17 protein-coding genes are annotated in these 19270 nt (G+C 72.5%); 8 read left to right on the top strand and 9 right to left on the bottom strand.

Annotation, left to right across the window (positions count from 1 at the left end):
* Positions 1–19 precede the first annotated feature (19 nt).
* Both ABZ953_RS00385 and ABZ953_RS00390 read left to right on the top strand, forming a co-directional pair.
* Entirely contained in the window at positions 20–736 is a 717-nt protein-coding gene (locus ABZ953_RS00385) for a TetR/AcrR family transcriptional regulator (protein WP_361714258.1), read from the top strand.
* Positions 733–1254: a GNAT family protein gene (locus ABZ953_RS00390; RefSeq protein WP_361714261.1), complete on the top strand. Its 522-nt coding sequence runs from the start codon at positions 733–735 to the stop codon at positions 1252–1254. The genes ABZ953_RS00385 and ABZ953_RS00390 overlap by 4 nt, the downstream gene beginning before the upstream one ends.
* On the opposite strand, the gene ABZ953_RS00395 is transcribed toward ABZ953_RS00390, so the two are convergent.
* On the bottom strand, positions 1251–2888 hold the full coding sequence (locus ABZ953_RS00395; RefSeq protein WP_361714264.1) for a fused response regulator/phosphatase: 1638 nt from the start codon (positions 2886–2888) through the stop codon (positions 1251–1253). The two genes, ABZ953_RS00390 and ABZ953_RS00395, sit on opposite strands and share 4 nt — an antisense overlap.
* 418 nt (positions 2889–3306) lie before the next feature.
* Here ABZ953_RS00395 and ABZ953_RS00400 point away from each other — a divergent pair, with 418 nt between their 5' ends.
* Together ABZ953_RS00400 and ABZ953_RS00405 are read left to right on the top strand one after the other, a co-directional pair.
* Positions 3307–4962: a glycoside hydrolase family 13 protein gene (locus ABZ953_RS00400; protein ID WP_361714267.1), complete on the top strand. Its 1656-nt coding sequence runs from the start codon at positions 3307–3309 to the stop codon at positions 4960–4962.
* A 155-nt stretch (positions 4963–5117) separates the two neighbouring features.
* Positions 5118–6002, top strand: coding sequence for a phosphatase PAP2 family protein (locus ABZ953_RS00405; protein ID WP_361714270.1), 885 nt, complete (start codon positions 5118–5120; stop codon positions 6000–6002).
* On the opposite strand, the gene ABZ953_RS00410 is transcribed toward ABZ953_RS00405, so the two are convergent.
* Both ABZ953_RS00410 and ABZ953_RS00415 read right to left on the bottom strand, forming a co-directional pair.
* The gene (locus ABZ953_RS00410) at positions 5995–7110 is read right to left on the bottom strand and encodes a DUF4157 domain-containing protein (RefSeq protein ID WP_361714273.1); all 1116 of its coding nucleotides are present in this window, start codon (positions 7108–7110) and stop codon (positions 5995–5997) included. The genes ABZ953_RS00405 and ABZ953_RS00410 overlap by 8 nt on opposite strands.
* Before the next feature lie 248 nt (positions 7111–7358).
* A complete protein-coding gene (locus ABZ953_RS00415) occupies positions 7359–10355 on the bottom strand; it encodes a bifunctional [glutamine synthetase] adenylyltransferase/[glutamine synthetase]-adenylyl-L-tyrosine phosphorylase (protein ID WP_361714276.1) in 2997 nt (998 codons plus the stop codon).
* Between the two features lie 138 nt (positions 10356–10493).
* Between ABZ953_RS00415 and ABZ953_RS00420 the strand changes: the two genes are divergently transcribed.
* Positions 10494–10928: a VOC family protein gene (locus ABZ953_RS00420; protein WP_361714279.1), complete on the top strand. Its 435-nt coding sequence runs from the start codon at positions 10494–10496 to the stop codon at positions 10926–10928.
* Between the two features lie 31 nt (positions 10929–10959).
* On the opposite strand, the gene ABZ953_RS00425 is transcribed toward ABZ953_RS00420, so the two are convergent.
* The 3 genes from ABZ953_RS00425 to glnA all read right to left on the bottom strand — a co-directional run bounded on the left by ABZ953_RS00425 (position 10960) and on the right by glnA (position 13583).
* On the bottom strand, positions 10960–11694 hold the full coding sequence (locus tag ABZ953_RS00425; RefSeq protein WP_361714282.1) for a helix-turn-helix transcriptional regulator: 735 nt from the start codon (positions 11692–11694) through the stop codon (positions 10960–10962).
* An 11-nt stretch (positions 11695–11705) separates the two neighbouring features.
* The gene (locus ABZ953_RS00430) at positions 11706–11930 is read right to left on the bottom strand and encodes a hypothetical protein (RefSeq protein ID WP_361714285.1); all 225 of its coding nucleotides are present in this window, start codon (positions 11928–11930) and stop codon (positions 11706–11708) included.
* A gap of 291 nt (positions 11931–12221) precedes the next feature.
* Entirely contained in the window at positions 12222–13583 is a 1362-nt protein-coding gene (gene glnA, locus ABZ953_RS00435) for a type I glutamate--ammonia ligase (protein WP_361714288.1), read from the bottom strand.
* A gap of 394 nt (positions 13584–13977) precedes the next feature.
* On the opposite strand from glnA, the gene ABZ953_RS00440 reads away from it, so the two are divergent.
* Positions 13978–15213: a globin domain-containing protein gene (locus ABZ953_RS00440; protein ID WP_361714291.1), complete on the top strand. Its 1236-nt coding sequence runs from the start codon at positions 13978–13980 to the stop codon at positions 15211–15213.
* On the opposite strand, the gene ABZ953_RS00445 is transcribed toward ABZ953_RS00440, so the two are convergent.
* Positions 15191–15631: an Rrf2 family transcriptional regulator gene (locus ABZ953_RS00445; protein WP_361714294.1), complete on the bottom strand. Its 441-nt coding sequence runs from the start codon at positions 15629–15631 to the stop codon at positions 15191–15193. The genes ABZ953_RS00440 and ABZ953_RS00445 overlap by 23 nt on opposite strands.
* Before the next feature lie 164 nt (positions 15632–15795).
* Here ABZ953_RS00445 and ABZ953_RS00450 point away from each other — a divergent pair, with 164 nt between their 5' ends.
* Together ABZ953_RS00450 and ABZ953_RS00455 are read left to right on the top strand one after the other, a co-directional pair.
* Complete coding sequence (locus ABZ953_RS00450) at positions 15796–16452, top strand: DUF3105 domain-containing protein (protein ID WP_361714297.1); 657 nt, start codon at positions 15796–15798, stop codon at positions 16450–16452.
* A 49-nt stretch (positions 16453–16501) separates the two neighbouring features.
* Complete coding sequence (locus ABZ953_RS00455) at positions 16502–17122, top strand: DUF305 domain-containing protein (protein WP_361714300.1); 621 nt, start codon at positions 16502–16504, stop codon at positions 17120–17122.
* Between the two features lie 52 nt (positions 17123–17174).
* Here the strand turns inward: ABZ953_RS00455 and ABZ953_RS00460 are convergent, their stop codons facing one another.
* Positions 17175–17945, bottom strand: coding sequence for a polysaccharide deacetylase family protein (locus ABZ953_RS00460; protein WP_361714303.1), 771 nt, complete (start codon positions 17943–17945; stop codon positions 17175–17177).
* Positions 17946–18127: 182 nt separating this feature from the next.
* The gene (locus ABZ953_RS00465; RefSeq protein ID WP_361714307.1) at positions 18128–19204 is read right to left on the bottom strand and encodes a hydroxyacid dehydrogenase; all 1077 of its coding nucleotides are present in this window, start codon (positions 19202–19204) and stop codon (positions 18128–18130) included.
* Positions 19205–19270 lie beyond the last annotated feature (66 nt).

Here is a 19270-nt window from a genome sequence, read left to right on the forward strand (position 1 = left end):
TGCTCGGTAAGGTGTTCGCATGACAACCGGGGTGCGCCGCAGGATGGGTGTGGAGGAGCGGCGGGAGCAGTTGATCGGGGTCGCGCTCGAACTGTTCAGCCACCGCTCGCCGGACGACGTCTCCATCGACGAGATAGCAGCGGCCGCGGGCATCTCCCGCCCGCTGGTCTACCACTACTTCCCCGGCAAACTCAGCCTGTACGAGGCGGCGTTGCGCCGGGCGGCGGAGGATCTGGCCGGCCGGTTCGTGGAGCCGCGCGAAGGGCCGCTCGGCGCGCGGCTGCTGCGGGTGATGCGGCGCTTCCTCGACTTCGTCGACGAGCACGGGCCCGGCTTCTCCGCGCTGATGCGGGGCGGCCCCGCGGTCTCGGCAGGCGGTGCCTACGCGCACGAGGCCGCGTCGACGACGAACGCACTGATCGACTCGGTGCGGCAGGCGGCGTACGACCAGATCCTTAACCATCTGGGCATCACGGACGCGCCCGCCCGGCTCGAACTCGTGGTGCGCTCCTGGATATCGCTCGCCGAGGCGACGGCGCTGATCTGGCTCGACGGCCGCCGCATCCCGCGCGCGGAGCTGGAGTTGCAGCTGGTGCACGACTTCGCCGCGCTGACCGCGGTGAGCGCCGCGTACGACCCGGAGATGGCGACGCTGCTGCGCGGCATCCTCGCCTCGGAACCGGCCGACGGCCCGTTCGCCGAGCTGATCGAGCGGCTGGTGACGCTCGCCCCATGACCACCGCACCGCTCACCGTCCGCCCGGCGACGGACGACGACCTCGGCACGCTCGTCTCCCTCTACGACGGCGCGGCCCGCTGGATGCTGGCGCAGGGCATCACCCAGTGGACGCCGGGCGGCAGGGACGAGCGGCACTTCCGCCGGCTGCTCCGGTCCGCCTCGGCAGAGGTGTGGCTCGCCCACGACGGGCCGGGGAACGCCCTCGGCGCGTACGAACTGTGGTGGTCCGACGAGCAGGCGTGGGGCGTGCAGCCCCCGGTGGCCGGTTACGTGCACCGGCTGATGACGCGCCGCGGCGCCCCCGCGGGAACGGGCCGCGGACTCCTCGCGGACGCCGAGCGGCGGATCGCCGCGGCGGGCCGCTCCCTGTCCCGGCTGGACTGCGTGGAGACCAACCCGCGGCTGCGCACGTACTACGAGAAGGCGGGCTACACGGTCGTCGGAAAGCTGCCGGACAAACGCGCCGCGGACGGAAGCCTGTACGCGGTGCTGCTCCTGGAGAGGCCGCTCGGCTAGAGCGCCTCCGCGCGCAGCCGCATCGCGAGCAGCGCGATGTCGTCCTCGCGGTCGTGGCCGAGGCAGGTGAGCAGCGTGTCGCAGAGGGGCGTGACGCCGGGCGGCGCGTCGGCCGCGACCGTGCGCAGGTGCTCCATGGAGACCGCGAGGTCCGTGCCTCGGGTCTCGATGAGCCCGTCGGTGACCATGAGGAGCCGGTCGGTGGGGCGCAGGACCGTCTCGGTGGGCTCGGGCCTGTCCAGGCCGAGGCCGAGCAGCGGGCCGCTCGCGCGGAGGTAGGCGGCGGTGCCGTCGTCGCCGACGACGAGGGGCGGGATGTGCCCGGCGTTGGCGACGCGGGTGCGTCCGTCGGCCGGGTCGGTGAGGGCAAGGCAGAGGGTGGCCGTCACCTCGGGGTGGTAGCGCTGGAGCATTCTGTCGAGGCGGCTCGCGAGCCTGCCGGGGTCGGGGTCCTCGACGCAGTAGGCGCGCAGCGCGTGCCGGATCTCGACCATCACGGTGGCCGCCTCCAGGGAGTGGCCGACGACGTCGCCGATGCCGGTGAGCAGGCCCTGGGAGGTGCCGAGAGCGGCGTAGAAGTCGCCGCCGATCTCCGTGTCGCGGGAGGCGGGTTCGTAGCGGACGACGACTTCGGTGCCGGGCGTCTGCGGCACGTGTGCCGGCAGGAAGCTGCGCTGCAGGGTCAGGGCGATGTGCCGCTCCATCTCGTACATGAGCAGGCGTTCGGCGGCGACCGCGGTGGCGTGGGCGAGGCGCGCCACGAGCCGCCCGGTGTCGGGGAGGAGCCTTCGGGCGTACGCGGGGGTGGCGAGGCAGACGGGCGCGCAGCCCTCGCGGGCGCGGGCCAGGGTCAGCCGGGCGTCCTCGGGGAGGCGGGGGCCCGCGGACGGCTCGGCGTGGAAGAAGCCGGGCGGCCACAGGGGCGCGGGCACGACGGTGTCCCGCACGCCGACGCGGCCCGACATGCCGCGCTCGATCAGGTGGACGACCGCCGTGTGCGCGCCGTCGTCGGGCAGCGCGACGGCGGCTCTGCGCCGCGACAGGCCCCGGTGGAGCTCGCCGTCGTCGCCGAGGACGAACGCGGCCGCCGGGCCGTGGGTGAGGCGGGCCGTACCGGCCGCGGCGGCCTCGGCGAGCTCGCGCGGGCAGCGGGCCGACTGCACGTCGACGATGGTCTCCGCGAGCCGGGTCAGGTGTCCGGCCTGTGCCTCGGCGTCGCAGCGGTGGCGCGCGCCGCGGGCGGCCGCGCGCACGACGGCCTGGATCTCCTCCGGTTCGGCGGGCACCATCAGATAGGACTCGCCGCCCGCGTCGAGGCCGCGGCAGCGGTCGGCGGGGGCGGTCCACGCCGCCGAGAAGTGCACGACGGGCAGGGCGGCGAAAGGGGGCGTCTCCTTCATGCGGCGGCACAGTTCGAAGCCGCTCATGTCGGGCAGCCCGACGTCGACGAGCGCCACGTCGGGCAGTAGCCCGGCCCGCCCGCGCACGTCGAGCTCGATGAGGGCCTCGCTCGCGGTGGCGGCGAGAACGACGCGGTGGCCGTCCCTGCGCAGGACCGCGCCCAGTGCGTACCGGCTGGCGGCGACGTCGTCTACCACCAGGATCGTGGTGCCTGCCTTGCCGTGGACGCTCACGCGGGGCCCCTTTGGGGCTGGTGGGACAGACCCCCGTTGGGCCTGTCCGACCAAATTAGCGCTCCGACGGGCGCTGCGGGAGGCGACGAGGCCGCTGCGACCGGGACCGGTGAAGATCCCGGAACTTTCGCCGTGGGCCGTGTGCTTGACGATAGGATCTGCGCCCGAGCGGCGCCCGGGGCGCCAGGTGCCCGTGTTCCCGCGGCCCGCCCGCGCGAAGGCACCGGACCACTACCGCCGGTGCGGCGGACACGTTCGTGACCTTCACGTTCCGCTTCGTGACCTTCACGTTCCGCGCGGCGTTCACCAGCGTGTCCGGTCCGCCACCGGCGCCGCCCGCGGCGCCGGACCCCACCGCGGTCCCCGGCCGCCTCCGGCCCCTTCGCCCACGTAACTCCCCGCATCTCCAAGGGACTTCATGACGCAGAACGTGACCGCCGCGCCCGCCGCCCCCGGCTCCGCTCCCGCACCGCAGTGGTGGCGCGACGCCGTCATCTACCAGGTCTATCCGCGCAGCTTCGCCGACGGGAACGGCGACGGCATGGGCGACCTGCCCGGCATCGCCGCCCGCCTGCCGCACCTGCGCGACCTCGGCGTGGACGCCGTCTGGCTCTCCCCCTTCTACGCGTCGCCGCAGGCCGACGCGGGGTACGACGTGGCGGACTACCGCGCCGTCGACCCGATGTTCGGCACCCTCACCGACGCCGACGCCCTCATCCGCGAGGCGCACGCCCTCGGTCTGCGCGTCATCTTCGACATCGTGCCCAACCACTGCTCGGACCGGCACGAGTGGTTTCTCCAGGCGCTGCGGGAGGGCCCTGGCGCACCGGTCCGCGACCGCTTTCATTTCCTCCCCGGCAAGGGCCCCGACGGCGAACTCCCGCCGAACGACTGGGAGTCCGTCTTCGGCGGCCCCGCCTGGACCCGCGTCGAGGACGGCGAGTGGTACCTCCACCTCTTCGCGCCCGAGCAGCCGGACTTCAACTGGGACCACCCCGCCGTGCACGAGGAGTTCCGCTCCGTGCTGCGCTTCTGGCTCGACCTCGGGGTCGACGGATTCCGCGTCGACGTCGCACACGGCCTGGTCAAGGCCTCGGGCCTGCCGGACATCGGCCACGGCGAGCAGGTCAAGCTGCTCGGCAAGCAGGAGGTGCCCTACTTCGACCAGGACGGCGTGCACGCCATCTACCGCGACTGGCGCCGGATCCTGGCGGAGTACGGCGGTGCGGAGCGCATCGCCGTCGCCGAGGCGTGGACCCCGACGGTCGAGCGCAGCGCCCGGTACCTGCGCCACGACGAGCTGCACCAGGCGTTCAACTTCGAGTACCTGACGACGGACTGGGACGCCGCCGCGCTGCGCGCCGTCATCGACCGCTCCCTCACCGCGATGAACGCCGTGGACGCGCCCGCCACCTGGGTGCTCTCCAACCACGACGTCGTACGACACGCCACGCGCTTCGCCGACGGCGACGGCGACGGCGACGCGGCCCGCGGCCTGCGCCGGGCGCGGGCGGCCACGCTGCTGATGCTGGCGCTGCCCGGCTCCGCCTATCTCTACCAGGGCGAGGAGCTCGGCCTGCCCGAGGTCACCGAGCTGCCCGACGAGGTGCGGCAGGATCCGGCGTTCTTCCGCGGCGCCGGGCAGGACGGCACGCGGGACGGGTGCCGGGTGCCGCTGCCGTGGTCCGGGCGGCGGGCGCCGTTCGGGTTCGGGCCCGCCGAGGGCGGCCCGAGCTGGCTGCCGCAGCCGGACTCCTGGCAGGGCCTCTCGGTGGCGGCGCAGACCGGCGACCCGGATTCCACGCTGGAGTTCTACCGGCGCGCGCTCGCCGTGCGCCGCGCCCACCCGGCCCTCGGCGCGGGCCGCGACATCGTGTGGCTGCCCTCGCCCGAGGGCGTGCTCGCCTTCCGCCGCACCGGCCGGGGCGGCTCGTTCGTCTGCACGGTGAACCTCACTGCGTCGCCCCTGTCGCTGCCCACCCCCGGCACCCTGCTGCTCGCGAGCGCGGACGTCGGGCCGGGCGCGGGCAGGACCGTCCTCCCGGCGGATACGACGGTCTGGTGGGCGGCCTGAGCCACGGCCGGTGCGGTCTTCGGGCCCCAGACGCCCCAGGCGCCCCAAGGGCCACACGCGGATGGCGGCCTCGTTCCTGTGGCGTAGACAATGCGGCCCGAACCCGACCAGGGGATGATCGGTCGAAGGATGTGGATCTGGCAGACTCTGTCCCTATGGGTGAGAAGACCGTGACGACACTGGAGGGCCGACAGAGCCCCGCTTCATCACCCGTCGCGGGCGAGCGTGACGCCCGCAATGGGCGGAGTTTCGCACGCCGTCTCCGCCGCCTCCGTACGCCCCGCCGCCCCCGCCTCTGGTTCGAGATCCTGCTGATCGCGGTGAGCTACTGGACGTACTCACTGATCCGCAACGCCGTGCCGGAACAGAAGTCGCAGGCGCTGGACAACGCCGACTGGATCTGGCGCGTCGAGCACCACCTGGGCATAGCGGTCGAGCAGAGCGTCAACCATGCCGTCGACTCGGTGACATGGCTCATCGTCGGCATGAACTACTACTACGCGACGCTGCATTTCGTGGTGACGCTCGGCGTTCTGGTGTGGCTCTTCCGCAAACACCCCGGCCGGTACGCGGCGACGCGCCTGGTCCTCTTCGCGACGACGGCGGTGGCCCTGGTCGGCTACTACCTGTACCCGCTGGCGCCGCCGCGCCTGATGAACGGCACGCACTTCATCGACACCGTGGTGTTCCACCAGACGTGGGGCTCGATGGCGTCGGGCGACCTCAAGAGCATGTCGAACCAGTACGCGGCGATGCCGTCGATGCACATCGGCTGGTCCCTGTGGTGCGGCCTGACCATCTTCGCCCTGGCGTCGGTGCCGTGGGTGAAGGTCCTCGGCCTGCTCTACCCCACCGCGACGCTCATCGTGATCGTCGCCACGGCCAACCACTTCTGGCTCGACGCGGTCGGCGGCATGATCTGCCTGGCCTTCGGGTTCCTGGTGGCCCGCCTCTGGTACGGCGCGATGCCGTACGCGCTGGCGCGCGAGGTGGCCGTCGAGGACGCGGAGACCATGCCGCCGGCCGACGGGCCTAGCTGAACGACTCGTCGCCGTCCCACTTCACGTGGACGACCTCGGGGGCGAGGCCGTGGACCACCGCGCGGCCGACGTCCTTCTTGAAGCCGTCGATCAGTCCCTGTATGCCGCTCAGCGGGTACTTGGCCTCCAGCGTGGCGATCAGCGCCTCCGCCGAGACGCCGACGCCGCGCGCGAGCTCCGCGGTGTTGCCGGACCGGTTGTTCCAGCCCTTGGCGTTGTTGCGGCCCACGTGGATGGACTCCTCCGCGGTGAGGCTGGAGGCGCCGGCCTCGTGGATCCGGTTCTGGCCGGCCACCGGGCGGGCCGTCAGGTGGAAGAGCGAGCCCTTGATCGTCGCCGAGGATTCGCCCGTACTGCGGTCCCTGACCTCGCCGCCGCTGGTGAGCATGACGTTGAGGTGGACGGCCAGTTGGGCCGTCGTGCCGCCGTCGCTCACGGTCACCGTGACGGGCCGGGAGATGAGGTTGTTGCCGCCGTTGTTGCGGCAGTCGGAGCCGAACTGGAACCCGCCGAGGCTGCGGTCCTGGCCGACGATGATGTTCAGCAGGCGGTCCCAGTCGACCCGGGGCCCGAGCTGGGTGTCGTTGACCCGCTGGAGGGCGGTCGCGCGCTGCACGTCGGGCGCGTGCGAGGAGGCGGTGGCGCGCTGGACCGCCGCTTCGGCGTGGGCCTCGGGCGCTGGTCCGGACAGGACCCGGTGGGCGTTGGCCTCGGCCTCGCGCTCGAAGCGGTCGGACGGGTCCGACACCCGCAGGCCGCTGCCGTTGTCGGTGCCGGCGACGGGGCCCTGCCGCTGCTGGATGACGTGCGTCAGCTCGTGGGCGAGTGTGTGCCGGTCCGCCCCGCCGTCGCCGATGACGACGTGGCTGCCGGAGGTGTAGGCGCGGGCGCCGACCTCGGCCGCGGAGTCCTTCGCGGCGCTGTTGTCGTGGATGCGGACGTCGGAGAAGTCCGCGCCGAGGCGCGCCTCCATGTCGGTACGGGTACCGGCGTCGAGGGGGCGGCCGCCGCTGCGGAGCACGTCGTGGACGGCGGAGCGCTGCACGGCCTCGACGACGGCGGCGTTCCCCGCCGTGCGCTGCAGCGCACGGACCTCCTCGGCGGACATGGTCCCCACGCTCGCCGGGGCCCCGGCGGAACGGGCCGGTACGCGGCCGGCCCTCTCCCCATCAGCAGGTCGGGCGGTTTCGCGGGCACGCATGGCGGCCTCCAGGCAGACGGACTCGAACTCTTCCTGGATACGTCACGGAGCGGGTGCCGGGCCAGGTGCGCAAGGGCAGGGTTCGGTGCACGATCAGACAGCCGGGGCGCCGGGCGGCCCTGGTGACGCGCTCACGCGGCCCTGTGCGACCGGGCTCACGCCGCCCCGTAGAACCGCTCCTCCACCACTGCCCGCGCCCGCCGCGTGATCCGCCGGTAGTCGTCCAGCATGTCACCCACGTGTCCCGTGTCGTACCCCAAGTACCGTGCGACGGCGGCCAGTTCACGACCGTCGGAGGGGAACGTGTCACCCGCCCTGCCGCGCACCAGCATCACCGCGTTGCGCACCCGCGCGGCGAGGACCCACGCCTCGTCGAGGATCGCCGCCTCGTCCGTCGGGATCAGCTCCGCCGCGCAGGCCGCCGCGAGGGCCTCGCGGGTACGGGTCGTGCGCAGCCCCGGCTCGGCCCAGCCGTGCTCCAACTGCAGGAGCTGGACGGTCCACTCGACGTCGGAGAGGCCGCCGCGGCCCAGCTTGGTGTGGAGCGTCGGGTCCGCGCCGCGCGGCATCCGCTCCGCCTCCATACGGGCCTTGAGGCGGCGGATCTCCCGGACCGCGTCATCGCCGAGCCCCTCCACCGGATAACGCAGAGGGTCGATGAGCTCGATGAAGGCGCTGCCGAGCTCCGCGTCGCCCGCGACGGGTTCGGCCCGCAGCAGCGCCTGGGACTCCCAGACGAGGGACCAGCGGCGGTAGTACGCCCCGTACGAGCGCAGGGTGCGCACCAGCGGGCCGCTCCTGCCCTCCGGGCGCAGATCCGCGTCGATGAGCAACGGCGGGTCGGCGGACGGGAGTTGGAGCAGCCTGCGCATCTCGGAGACGACCTTGGCCGCAGCCTTCGCCGCCTCCTGTTCGTCGGCGCCCTCGCGCGGTTCGTGTACGAACAGGACGTCCGCGTCCGAGCCGTAGCTCAGCTCGTGGCCGCCGAAGCGGCCCATGCCGATGACCGCGAAGCGAGTGGGGAGCGTGTCGCCCCAGCCCTCCCGGACGACCGCGCGCAGGGTGCCCGCGATGGTGGCGGCCGTCAGGTCGGAGACCGCGTCGCCCACCCGGTCGACCAGCGCGCCGGGGTCGGCCTCGGCGGGGCTCTCCTCCGTGCCGTACGAGCCGATGATGTCCCCCGCGACCGTACGGAACAGCTCGCGGCGGCGCACGCCGCGCGCCGCCGTCACGGCCTGCTCCGCACCGTCCGCGCGGCGCACCGCCGCCAGGATCTCCTGGTCGAGGGGGCCGCGGCCGCGGGGTTCGAGACCGCGGGAGTCGCCGAGCAGGGCGACCGCCTCGGGGGCGCGGAGCAGCAGGTCGGGGGCGAGGCGCCCGGCGGACAGGACACGGGCGAGGTTCTCGGCCGCCGCGCCCTCGTCCCTGAGCAGCCGGAGGTACCAGGGGGTCTTGCCGAGCGCGTCGGACACCTTGCGGAAGCCGAGGAGCCCGGCGTCCGGGTCGGCGGAGTCGGCGAACCAGCCGAGCAGGACGGGCAGCAGGGTGCGCTGGATGGCCGCCTTGCGGGAGACCCCGGAGGCCAGCGCCTCCAGGTGCCTGAGCGCGGCGCTCGGGTCCGCGTACCCGAGGGCGACGAAGCGTTCGCGGGCCGCCGCCGTACTCAACCGGGCCTCGCCCGGGGCGAGTTGGGCGACGGCGTCGAGCAGCGGGCGGTAGAAGAGCTTCTCGTTCAGGCGGCGCACCACGGAGGTGTGCCGCTTCCAGGCCCGGCTGAGCTCGGTGATCGGCTCGGTGCGCATGCCCAGGGAGCGGCCGATGCGCCGCAGGTCCGCGTCACCCTCGGGGACGAGGTGGGTGCGGCGCAGCCGGTAGAGCTGGATGCGGTGTTCGAGGGAGCGCAGGAAGCGGTACGCGTCGTCGAGCTGGGCGGCGTCCACGCGCCCCACGTAACCGCCCGCGCCGAGCGCCTGGAGCGCCACCAGCGTTGAGCCGCTCCGGATCGAGGGGTCGCTGCGCCCGTGCACCAACTGCAGCATCTGCACGGCGAATTCGACGTCCCGCAGCCCGCCGGGCCCGAGCTTGAGCTCGCGGTCGACCTCCCCCGCCGGGATGTTCTCGATCACCCTGCGGCGCATCTTCTGCACGTCGGGCACGAAGTTCTCGCGCTCGGCGGCGTGCCAGACGAGGGGCGCGAGCGTGGCGACGTACTCCTCGCCGAGCGCGAGGTCGCCCGCGACCGGGCGGGCCTTGAGCAGCGCCTGGAACTCCCAGGTCTTCGCCCAGCGCTGGTAGTACGCGAGATGGCTGGAGAGGGTGCGCACCAGGGGGCCGTTCCTGCCCTCGGGGCGGAGGTTCGCGTCGACGGGCCAGATCGTGCCCTCGACGTTCGTCTCGGAGCAGATCCGCATCATGTGCGAGGCGAGCCGGGTCGCCGCCCGGATCGCCTCGTCCTCGTCGGCGCCGTCGACCGCCTCGCCGACGAAGATGACGTCGACGTCGGAGACGTAGTTGAGCTCGTGGCCGCCGCACTTGCCCATCGCGAGGACCGCGAGCCTGCACTGCGCGGCGTCGCCGGGCGCCGCCGCGCGGGCCATGGCGAGCGCCGCCCGCAGCGTCGCCGTCGCGAGGTCCGCGAGCTCGGCCGCCGCCTCGGCGACGTCCGTCGTGCCGCACACGTCGCGCGCCGCGATGGAGAGCAGGCAGCGACGGTAGGCGACGCGCAGCGAGACCGGGTCGCCCGCCTCGCCGAGACCCCGCTCGAACTCCGCCACGCCGGGGTGCAGATCGGCCGATTCGTACGTGACGAGGGCCCGCCAGTCCCTGGGGTGCCTGGCCAGGTGGTCGGCGAGCGCCTCGGAGGCGCCGAGGACGGCGAGGAGGCGGTCGCGCAGGGGCTTCGCGGTGACGAGGGTGTCGAGCAGCTCCCGCCGGTCGAGGTCGCCCTCCTGGCCCTCCACGAGCCGGACGAGGCCGAGGAGCGCCAGGTCGGGGTCGGCGGTGGCGCCGAGCGCGTCCAGGAGCAGCGGGTCGTCGCGCACGGCGCTCAGCGCCGGGTCGTCGAGGAGCCGCTCCGCGGTGGACGGGTCGGTGAAGCCGTGCCGCAGCAGCCGGGTGAACGTACTGCTCCGTCGTCCTTGCGGCACCGTCATGCCGAGCCTCCGTTCGATCACTCCTCGGCCCGAGCCTACGGCCTGACCCACGCACTCGGCGCGTGCGGAGCCTCCTTGCGCGGGGACACCGCGTCGGGGGCGCTGACAGGGGCCCGGCGCCCTGGTGTACTGCGGGTCATGGAATACACACTCGAAGTGATCCCGCTGCCCATCAGCGACATCGACCGTTCCATGGAGTTCTACCGCGACAAGCTGGGCTTCCACGTCGACATCGACACCGAGGTCATGCCGGGCATGCGCATCGTCCAGCTGACCCCGCCGGGTTCGGGCTGTTCCATCGCCCTGGGGGACACGATCTGGGAGTCGGTCCGCGGGCCGCGTCCGGCCGCCGGGAGCTATCAGGGCCTCCAGCTGTGCGTGCCCGACGCCAAGGCCGCGCACGCCGAGCTCGTCGCCCGCGGCCTGGACATCACCGAGCCGATCGAGCACGCCCCGCAGGACGGCGCCACGTTCATGTACTTCTCGGACCCGGACGGCAACGGCTGGTCGATCCAGGAGTACCGGGTCCGCGCGACCACATCGCTGCGGGAGGCGATCGTGCCGAAGCTCTGAGTCCGAGCACCGGGGCGCCGCCATGCGGCGCTCACCGATTGCGTGGCATCGCGAGACCCACGGAGGGATAGGGAAGGCTCCGGGGCTCCCAGTGGGTCGGGGCGCTCCGGGCCGCGGGGTCCTGGTCGCGGGCGGTTCGGCGGCTGCGCGCCGACGCCTCGTGCAGCCGGGCCAGGCGCCGCCCCATCCGCTCCACCTCCTGGTGCCGGCTCGCGCGGTGCCAGGCACTGCGCCAGCGCCCCCATTCGACGCCGTCGGTCACATCGCACACCCGCAGAAAGGCCACGAGCTGGGAGAGGTCGAACATGGACTTGCCCGACAGCATCCGCAGCACCGTGCTGTGCGGCAGCTCTCCGTGCGCACCGGCCCGGCGCTCCATCTCGTCCACGGGGATCGCCCCCGCCTTGTAATAGAGCTCCTGCAGCGCGTGGTTGAGACCGTTCCGGTCATAGACCCGGTCCGGTCTGGGGACGCCCGCCCGCGGGTACTTCCGCCGGTGCTCGGCGTACCGGGCGGCCTGCCACAGCCGCCGCGCCTGCCCGACCGGAGCCCCGCAGGTCCGTGCGTACGCCTCCACCACCGGCAGGCGGGGGATCCGGTTCCCGCTCGCGGCACGGGAGTACGTGGTGGCGGAGAAGGCGTACCCGGACTTCTCCGCCATCTCCCGGTGGGTCAGACCCACCGCCCGACGGTGGGCACGCAGCCACTCCACGAGCTTCGCCAGGCCGGGATTGGAGGTGGAGACCGGCTGCTCCGGGCGCGCCACGGCCCGCCCGGTCACATTCCGGTCGGCGCGGACTGAGCGCGGCGAGCCAGTTGGGCGCCGATCAGACCGCAGGCCGTCAGGGTTTCGGCCAGGACGGCGACGGGCGTTCCGGCGAGCGCCAGGGCGGCGCCGAGGACCAGAACCACGATGACGATGACGGTCTGGCGGCCGTCCGGACGGATGGAGGGCTTCGGCCTGATCGGCGTGGCACAGGTCGGCCGCCGGTGTGTGCGCATGAGGTACCTCTGGATCTCGAAGTGCCCGGGATGTCGCGCCCGGTACAGTCATGGACTGCAAGGTCAACTGGGCGCCGACAGGCACCCGTTGGGACATCGTGGCACTAGATCCGAGGCGCCCGCGGGGTTGATGCACTCCTACCCCACTCACACGGCTCCGGCGCGGTTCAGCCGCGACCGGGGCCGCCCCGGAACCCCTCCCCACCTGCACGGACACCAGGCGCCCGAACGTATGTGCCGCATGTGGGCGGCAGTTGATGCACGCTCGGACCCGACACGTCTGCGCCCCGCCTACAGCACCGGCAGGTTCTTCCGCAGCTCGAAGGCCGTGACCTCGGAGCGGTACTCCTCCCACTCCTGCTTCTTGTTGCGCAGGAAGAAGTCGTAGACGTGCTCGCCGAGCGTCTCGGCGACCAGTTCGGACTTCTCCATCAGGGCGATCGCCTCGCCCAGGTTCTGCGGCAGCGGCTCGATGCCAAGGGCGCGGCGCTCCGCGTCCCGCAGCGCCCATACGTCGTCGTCGGCGCCGGGCGGGAGTTCGTAGCCCTCCTCGATGCCCTTGAGACCGGCGGCGAGCAGCACCGCGTACGTCAGGTAGGGGTTGGCGCCGGAGTCGATGGAGCGGACCTCGACGCGGGCGGAGCCCGTCTTGCCCGGCTTGTACATCGGGACGCGGATCAGCGCGGAGCGGTTGTTGTGGCCCCAGCAGATGTACGAGGGGGCCTCGCCGCCCGCGCCCGCCGTGCGCTCGGAGCCGCCCCAGATGCGCTTGTAGGAGTTCACCCACTGGTTGGTGACGGCGGAGATCTCCGCGGCGTGCTTGAGCAGGCCCGCGATGAAGGAGCGGCCGACCTTGGAGAGCTGGTACTCGGCGCCGGACTCGTAGAACGCGTTGCGGTCGCCCTCGAAGAGGGAGAGGTGCGTGTGCATGCCCGAGCCGGGGTGCTCGGAGAACGGCTTGGGCATGAAGGTGGCCTGGACGCCCTGTTCGAGGGCGACCTGCTTCATGACCAGGCGGAAGGTCATGATGTTGTCCGCCGTGGAGAGCGCGTCCGCGTACCGCAGGTCGATCTCCTGCTGGCCCGGCGCGCCCTCGTGGTGGCTGAACTCCACCGAGATGCCCATGGATTCGAGCATCGTGATGGCCTGGCGGCGGAAGTCCATGCCCACGTTCTGCGGGGTGTGGTCGAAGTAGCCGGAGTTGTCGGCGGGGGTGGGCCGCGAGCCGTCCAGCGGCTTGTTCTTCAGGAGGAAGAACTCGATCTCGGGGTGGGTGTAGAAGGTGAAGCCCAGGTCGGAGGTCTTGGCCAGGGCGCGCTTGAGGACATAGCGCGGGTCGGCGAAGGACGGGGAGCCGTCCGGCATCAGGATGTCGCAGAACATGCGGGCGGTGCCGGGGGCCTCCGCGCGCCAGGGCAGCACCTGGAACGTCGACGGGTCCGGCTTGGCGATCATGTCCGATTCGTACACCCGGGCGAAGCCCTCGATCGCCGAGCCGTCGAAGCCGATGCCCTCGTCGAAGGCCTGTTCCAGCTCGGCAGGGGCCACGGCCACCGACTTCAGGAAGCCGAGGACATCCGTGAACCACAGGCGTACGAACCGGATGTCGCGCTCCTCCAACGTACGGAGCACGAATTCCTGCTGCTTGTCCATCTTCCGCTTCCACCCATCCTTGCTGGTCAGGCCACCTTCACCCGGCTCCCGGGACGCACCGGGCACACGAGCATCCCATTACTCGGTTTCGTGCGCGTTGCGGAGACCGCGCCGCGGCGTCCCGAGCCGTACCGCGGCGTTCCGAGCTGTGCCACGTGCCGCTCCCTGCCCATAGTGCCTGCTCGACGGCGCGGCTGTAACGGCGGCGGGTGCCTCGTCCGGTCCGCGCCGTCCGGCGCCCCCTCGCTATAACTTGCATCTCAGATGCTAATTTGGAGCCCGAAACAGACAACGGGGGCGCAAACCCCCCGTACCTCTTCGCCCTTGAGCCCTTTAGCCCTTTAGCCCTTGAGCCCTTGAGCCCTTTGGCCCTTTAGCCCTTGAGGAGTCCACGTTGCTGTCCGAGCAGTCAGCCGCGACCGTCCGCGCCACGCTTCCCACCGTCGGAGCGGCCATCGACGAGATCACCGAGCGCTTCTACGACCGGCTCTTCACGGCGCATCCGGAGCTCCTCAAGGACCTGTTCAACCGCGGCAACCAGGCAGCGGGGACCCAGCGCCGGGCCCTGGCGGGATCGATCGCCGCCTTCGCCGCCCACCTGGTGGACCACCCCGACGAGCGGCCCGACGTGCTCCTGAGCCGCATCGCGCACAAGCACGCCTCGCTCGGCGTGACCCCCGGCCAGTACGAGACCGTGCGTCACCACCTCTTCGCGGCCATCGCCGAGGTGCTCGGCGACGCGGCCACGCCCGAGGTGGCCGCCGCCTGGGACGACGTCTACTGGCTCATGGCCAACGCCCTCGTCGCCATCGAGGCCCGGCTCTACGCCGCGCACGGCGTCACGGCGGACGCCCCCGGCCCGCGGGAGTGGGAGGTCGTCGAGCGCGTCGAGGAGACCGCCGACGTCGCCACCTTCAGGCTGCGCCCCCTGGACGGCGCGCCCGCCCCGGACTTCCGCGCGGGGCAGTACGTGTCCGTACAGGTCCAACTGGACGACGGGGCACGGCAGATACGGCAGTACAGCCTGTCCGGCGGCGTCGGCCGAGGCTCTGAGGTGCGGCAGATCAGCGTGAAGCGGGTGCGAGGGGTCGCCGGGGCCCACGCGGCACCCGAAGGGGAGGTCTCGAACCACCTGCACGCGCGCGTGCGGGCCGGCGACGTGCTGCGGCTCTCCCCGCCGTACGGGGACCTCGTCCTCGACGCGGCGGACACCGACGTTCCGCTGCTGCTCGCCTCCGCGGGCATCGGCGTCACTCCGATGATCGCCATGCTGGAGCAGCTCGCCGACGCCGGGCACCGCGCGCCCGTCACCGTCGTGCACGCCGACCGCTCCCCCGCCGGGCACGCGCTGCGCGCCGACCACGAGGCGTACGCCGCCAAGCTCCCGGACGCCCGCACCCACTTCTTCTACGAGCGGCCGGACGCCGGGCACCCCGCCGCCCTGACGGGGCGCGTGGACCTGGCGGCGCTCCCGGCGGTTCCGGCGGGCACGCGCGCGTACCTGTGCGGGCCGCTGCCCTTCATGCGGGCCGTACGGGCCCAGCTGATCGGGCGTGGGGTCGCTCCCGCCGACATCCACTACGAGGTGTTCGGGCCCGACCTGTGGCTCAGTTCGTGCCCCGGACCGTGATGTCCAGCAGGAGGCCGCCCGTCGGCGCCGCCACGATGTCCGCCACCGTGAGCGGGTCGAGCGAGGCGTAGAACGCCTCCTGCGCCCTGCGGAGCGCGTCCCGCAGGCGGCACGCCGAGTTCAGCGGGCACGGCGTGCCGCCCTCGCAGTCCACCACGTCACCCGTGCCCTCGAAGGACCGCACAAGGGCGCCGACCGACGCGGTGCGGCCCGCCTCCGTCAGCGCGAGCCCGCCGCCCCTGCCCCGGCGGGCCTCGAGAAGGCCCAGCTTCTGGAGCTCGGCGACCACCTTGGTCTCGTGGGTGTAGGGCACCGCCATGTCGGCGGCCACCTCACGCGTCGTGGGGGCCGCCCCCTTCGCCACGGCCAGGCGCATGAGCGTGCGCAGCGCCAGGTCGGTCGATCGCATGAGCCGCATGCCGTCGAGCGTAGGTAATGCGCATCTCCGGCTCAAATCATCCGGCGCCATGAATGTCGAGGACGCTCCGCAGGGAGGACGCCCTGTAGTACCGCCCTCCCTCGCATTACGATCAGCGGACTCGTTCGTCGTCCCGTCCGTCCCTTTCCGCAGAAGGACACACCATGGGTTCCGCCAAGAACACGAGCAACGCTTCCCGCAAGGCCCGGATAGAGGAGATGCGCCGGGCAGAGCGCGCACGTGATCGCCGGGGCCGGGCCCTGACGATCACCGTCAGCGCGGTCGTCGTCGCGGCGCTCGGCGTGGGCGGCTTCTTCCTCTTCGACAAGGCGTCCGACGACTCGGGATCGACGGACGACGCGAAGGGCTCGAAGTACAAGGTCACCTCCGACGGCGAGAAGGTCTGGGGCAAGCTCGGCCGTACGCACGTCACCAAGAAGGTGGACTACCCCATGACGCCGCCCGTCGGCGGGGACCACAATCAGGTGTGGATGAACTGCAACGGCGATGTCTACAAGAAGGCGATCCCGGAGGTGAACGCCGTGCACTCCCTGGAGCACGGCGCCGTCTGGGTCACGTACAACGCCAAGGCGAAGCCGGCCGACCTGAAGAAGCTCGAGGCGAAGGTCAAGGCCACGCCGTACTCGCTGATGAGCCCGGTCGAGGACCAGAAGGACCCCGTCATGCTGAGCGCGTGGGCGCACCAGCGGACGGTCTCGGGCGCGGACGACCCGAAGGTCAAGGAGTTCTTCTCCACGTACGTCCAGGGCAAGCAGACCCCGGAGCCGGGGGCGGCGTGCACGAACGGCCTCGCGCAGTGAGCACGGTGAAGGCAGTGGGCGCGGTGGGCGCGGTGAGGTGGGGTGTGACGTGAGGCGGCGTACGAACTGGCTGGTCGGTGGCGTCGCGGCGGCGGTCGTCGCCGCGGGCGGCATCACGGCGGCGGTGGCCGCCACGGACTCCGACTCCGGCGGCTCGCCCGCGACGTCGTCGGCCGACGCGGGCTTCGCGCAGGACATGGCCGTCCACCATCAGCAGGCCGTGGAGATGTCGTACATCGTGCGGGACCGCACCGAGGACGAAGAGGTGCGGCGCCTCGCGTACGACATCGCGCAGACCCAGGCCAACCAGCGGGGCATGCTGCTCGGCTGGCTGGACCTGTGGGAGCTGCCGAAGGTTCCGGAGGGCGCGCCCATGGAGTGGATGGGCATGGGCGACATGCCGCCGGGCGAGGACGGGGCGCTGATGCCGGGGATGGCCACGGGGGCGGAGCTCAAGCGGCTCGGGAAGCTGAGCGGTGACAAGGCCGAGGTGCTGTACCTGCAGTTGATGACGCGGCACCACCGGGGCGGGGTGCACATGGCTCAGGGCTGCGTCGACCGGTGCGAGGTGCCCGCGGAACGGCGCCTCGCCCGGGGCATGGTGGAGTCGCAGGAGTCCGAGATCGAGCTGATGGCGACGTTGCTGAAGGCCCGCGGCGCCAAGCCCTGAGGCGGCGCCAAGCCGTGAGGCGGCGCCGGGCCGGGGGTTCGAGAACAGGCTCTCAGCGCACCGGGAAGCCGAAGGTGTGGCCCTGCTCCTTGAGCCGCGGGATGAGCCGGCGCAGGGCCTCGACGGTCTGGGTGCGCTCGCCGCCCGCGTCGTGGAAGAGGAGCGTGGGTCCGTTGGACAGCTCCCGCTCGACCGTGGCGACGATCGCGTCCGTACCCGGGCGTTCGAAGTCCTTGGTGTCCACGTTCCAGCCCAGCGGGCGCATGCCCCGGGAGGCGGCGAGCTTGCGGCTGTAGGGGGTGAAGGCGCCACCGGGCGCGCGGTAGTACATCGGCCGCACGCCACCGGACGCCTTGGTGATCATGCGTTCGGCGTCGAGTATCTGCTGGGACTGGTAGGCGTTGGTGTCCTTGTCCATGCCGGTGTTGTGCGACACCGTGTGGTCGCACAGCCGGTGGCCCGCGGCGACGACCTTCTTCACCATGTCCGGGTGGGCCTGGGCCTGCCCGCCCACCATGCAGAACGTGGCCTTCACGTCGTACTCCCGCAGCACGTCGAGCACTTGAGGGGTCCATCTGGGGTCGGGGCCGTCGTCGATGGTGAGGTTGACGGCGCCCTTCCCCTTCTCCGAGGCGTGCGCGATGGCCGTCGAGACCGGCTTGGCGGCGCTGCCCGGCGCGGGCGCGGTCGCCTCCGACGAGGCGTCACCCTTCGAACCGGCCTGCGCGGTCCACACGGAGGCGCCGGTGGCGAGCATCGTCACCCCCAGCGCCGCCCCGATCATCTTGCCGTACCAGCCCCGCCCACCGCTGTGCCGTGCCATGCCCCGCCCCTCTCGCCCTGTCCCTCGCCGATCCCCGGTCACCCTGTGACCACCTGGCAGGACGAGAGATGAGGCCCGGGGGATCCGCCTGTTACAGATCACGGACAATCCCGGGAAGATCTCCGGACAAGCGCCCCGGGGCGAGGCCCCCACACGGCGGAACTCCGCCCGGCGGACGGCCCCTACGCCAGCCGCGCCAGTTCCTCCCTCAGGAGCCGCCCCCGCAACTCCGCCCCCGCCACGAACCGCTCGACCTCCGCCACCGCGTACTCCCCGAGGCGGCGCACCTCGCTCCCCTGCGCCCCCGCGATGTGCGGGGTGACCAGGACGTTCGGCAGGCGAAGGAGTGCGTGGTCCGGCGGCAGCGGCTCCGGGTCCGTCACGTCGAGGAACGCGTCCAGGCGCCCCGTCCCGCACTCCCGCGCCAGCGCCTCCGTGTCGACGAGTGAGCCCCGCGCGGTGTTGATCACGGCTCCGCCGTCGGGGATCAGCTTCAGCATCTGTTCGCTCAACAGGCCGCGCGTCTCGGGTAGTTGCGGTGCGTGCACCGTGACGATGCTGCTGCGCTCGCACAGCTCGGGCAGGTCCACCAGGTCCACGCCGAGCGACGCCGCCTCCGCGGGGCTCACGTAGGGGTCGGTGAGCAGGACGCGGCACCCCGTGTCCGACGCCCGCAGCGCCGCGATCACCCGGCGGCCGATCCGGGACGCCCCGATGACGCCGATCGTGCGGGCGTCCGCTCCGGCCCGGCCGGTGAACGGCGGCCACCCGGCCGCGTACCGCGCCGCGGTCGAGAGCGCTCCCTTCGCCGCGAAGGTGATCGCGGCGATCGTGAACGCCACCACCGGGTCGGCGTTGGCGTCCGCCGCCGACGAGACCACGATGCCGCGGTCCCAGACCGCGTCCGTCACCATCGGCTTGACCGAGCCCGCCGCGTGGACGACCGCGCGCAGGCGGGGCGCTCCGGCGAGGATCTCCGGGGTCAGGGGCGGGCACTCCCAGCCCGTGACCAGGATTTCCGTCTCGGCAAGGACCGCCCGCGCCCCGGGCGTGGTGAGCGTGCCCGACAGCAGGAGCGGGGACAACTCCACGCTGCGGGCGAGCCGTTCGCGCAGGTCCGGCGCGAACACGCGGTCCGCGACCTCGATGCCCATGGCCAGGGCCGTGATCGGCGGCCCTTCACCGGCCCGCTCCCGCCGATCCGCCCTCCGCCGATCCACCCGCTCCCGCCGATCCACCCGCTCTGCCTGATCTGCCACGCGTGACCGTCCCTCGTAGTAACCGGTTACCAACCAGCGTCTGGAGGCTAGGACCAATCCGGGAGC

It is taken from the genome of Streptomyces sp. NPDC046465, assembly GCF_040646035.1.
Lineage (GTDB): Bacteria > Actinomycetota > Actinomycetes > Streptomycetales > Streptomycetaceae > Streptomyces.

Bases quoted from the DNA above. Each gene is read 5' to 3' on its own strand.
- ABZ953_RS00385 (WP_361714258.1), top strand. From the start codon at position 20: ATGACAACCGGGGTGCGCCGCAGGATGGGTGTGGAGGAGCGGCGGGAG.
- ABZ953_RS00390 (WP_361714261.1), top strand. From the start codon at position 733: ATGACCACCGCACCGCTCACCGTCCGCCCGGCGACGGACGACGACCTC.
- ABZ953_RS00400 (WP_361714267.1), top strand. From the start codon at position 3,307: ATGACGCAGAACGTGACCGCCGCGCCCGCCGCCCCCGGCTCCGCTCCC.
- ABZ953_RS00405 (WP_361714270.1), top strand. From the start codon at position 5,118: ATGGGTGAGAAGACCGTGACGACACTGGAGGGCCGACAGAGCCCCGCT.
- ABZ953_RS00410 (WP_361714273.1), bottom strand. From the start codon at position 7,110: ATGTCCGCCGAGGAGGTCCGTGCGCTGCAGCGCACGGCGGGGAACGCC.
- ABZ953_RS00415 (WP_361714276.1), bottom strand. From the start codon at position 10,355: ATGACGGTGCCGCAAGGACGACGGAGCAGTACGTTCACCCGGCTGCTG.
- ABZ953_RS00420 (WP_361714279.1), top strand. From the start codon at position 10,494: ATGGAATACACACTCGAAGTGATCCCGCTGCCCATCAGCGACATCGAC.
- ABZ953_RS00430 (WP_361714285.1), bottom strand. From the start codon at position 11,930: ATGCGCACACACCGGCGGCCGACCTGTGCCACGCCGATCAGGCCGAAG.
- glnA (WP_361714288.1), bottom strand. From the start codon at position 13,583: ATGGACAAGCAGCAGGAATTCGTGCTCCGTACGTTGGAGGAGCGCGAC.
- ABZ953_RS00445 (WP_361714294.1), bottom strand. From the start codon at position 15,631: ATGCGGCTCATGCGATCGACCGACCTGGCGCTGCGCACGCTCATGCGC.
- ABZ953_RS00450 (WP_361714297.1), top strand. From the start codon at position 15,796: ATGGGTTCCGCCAAGAACACGAGCAACGCTTCCCGCAAGGCCCGGATA.
- ABZ953_RS00460 (WP_361714303.1), bottom strand. From the start codon at position 17,945: ATGGCACGGCACAGCGGTGGGCGGGGCTGGTACGGCAAGATGATCGGG.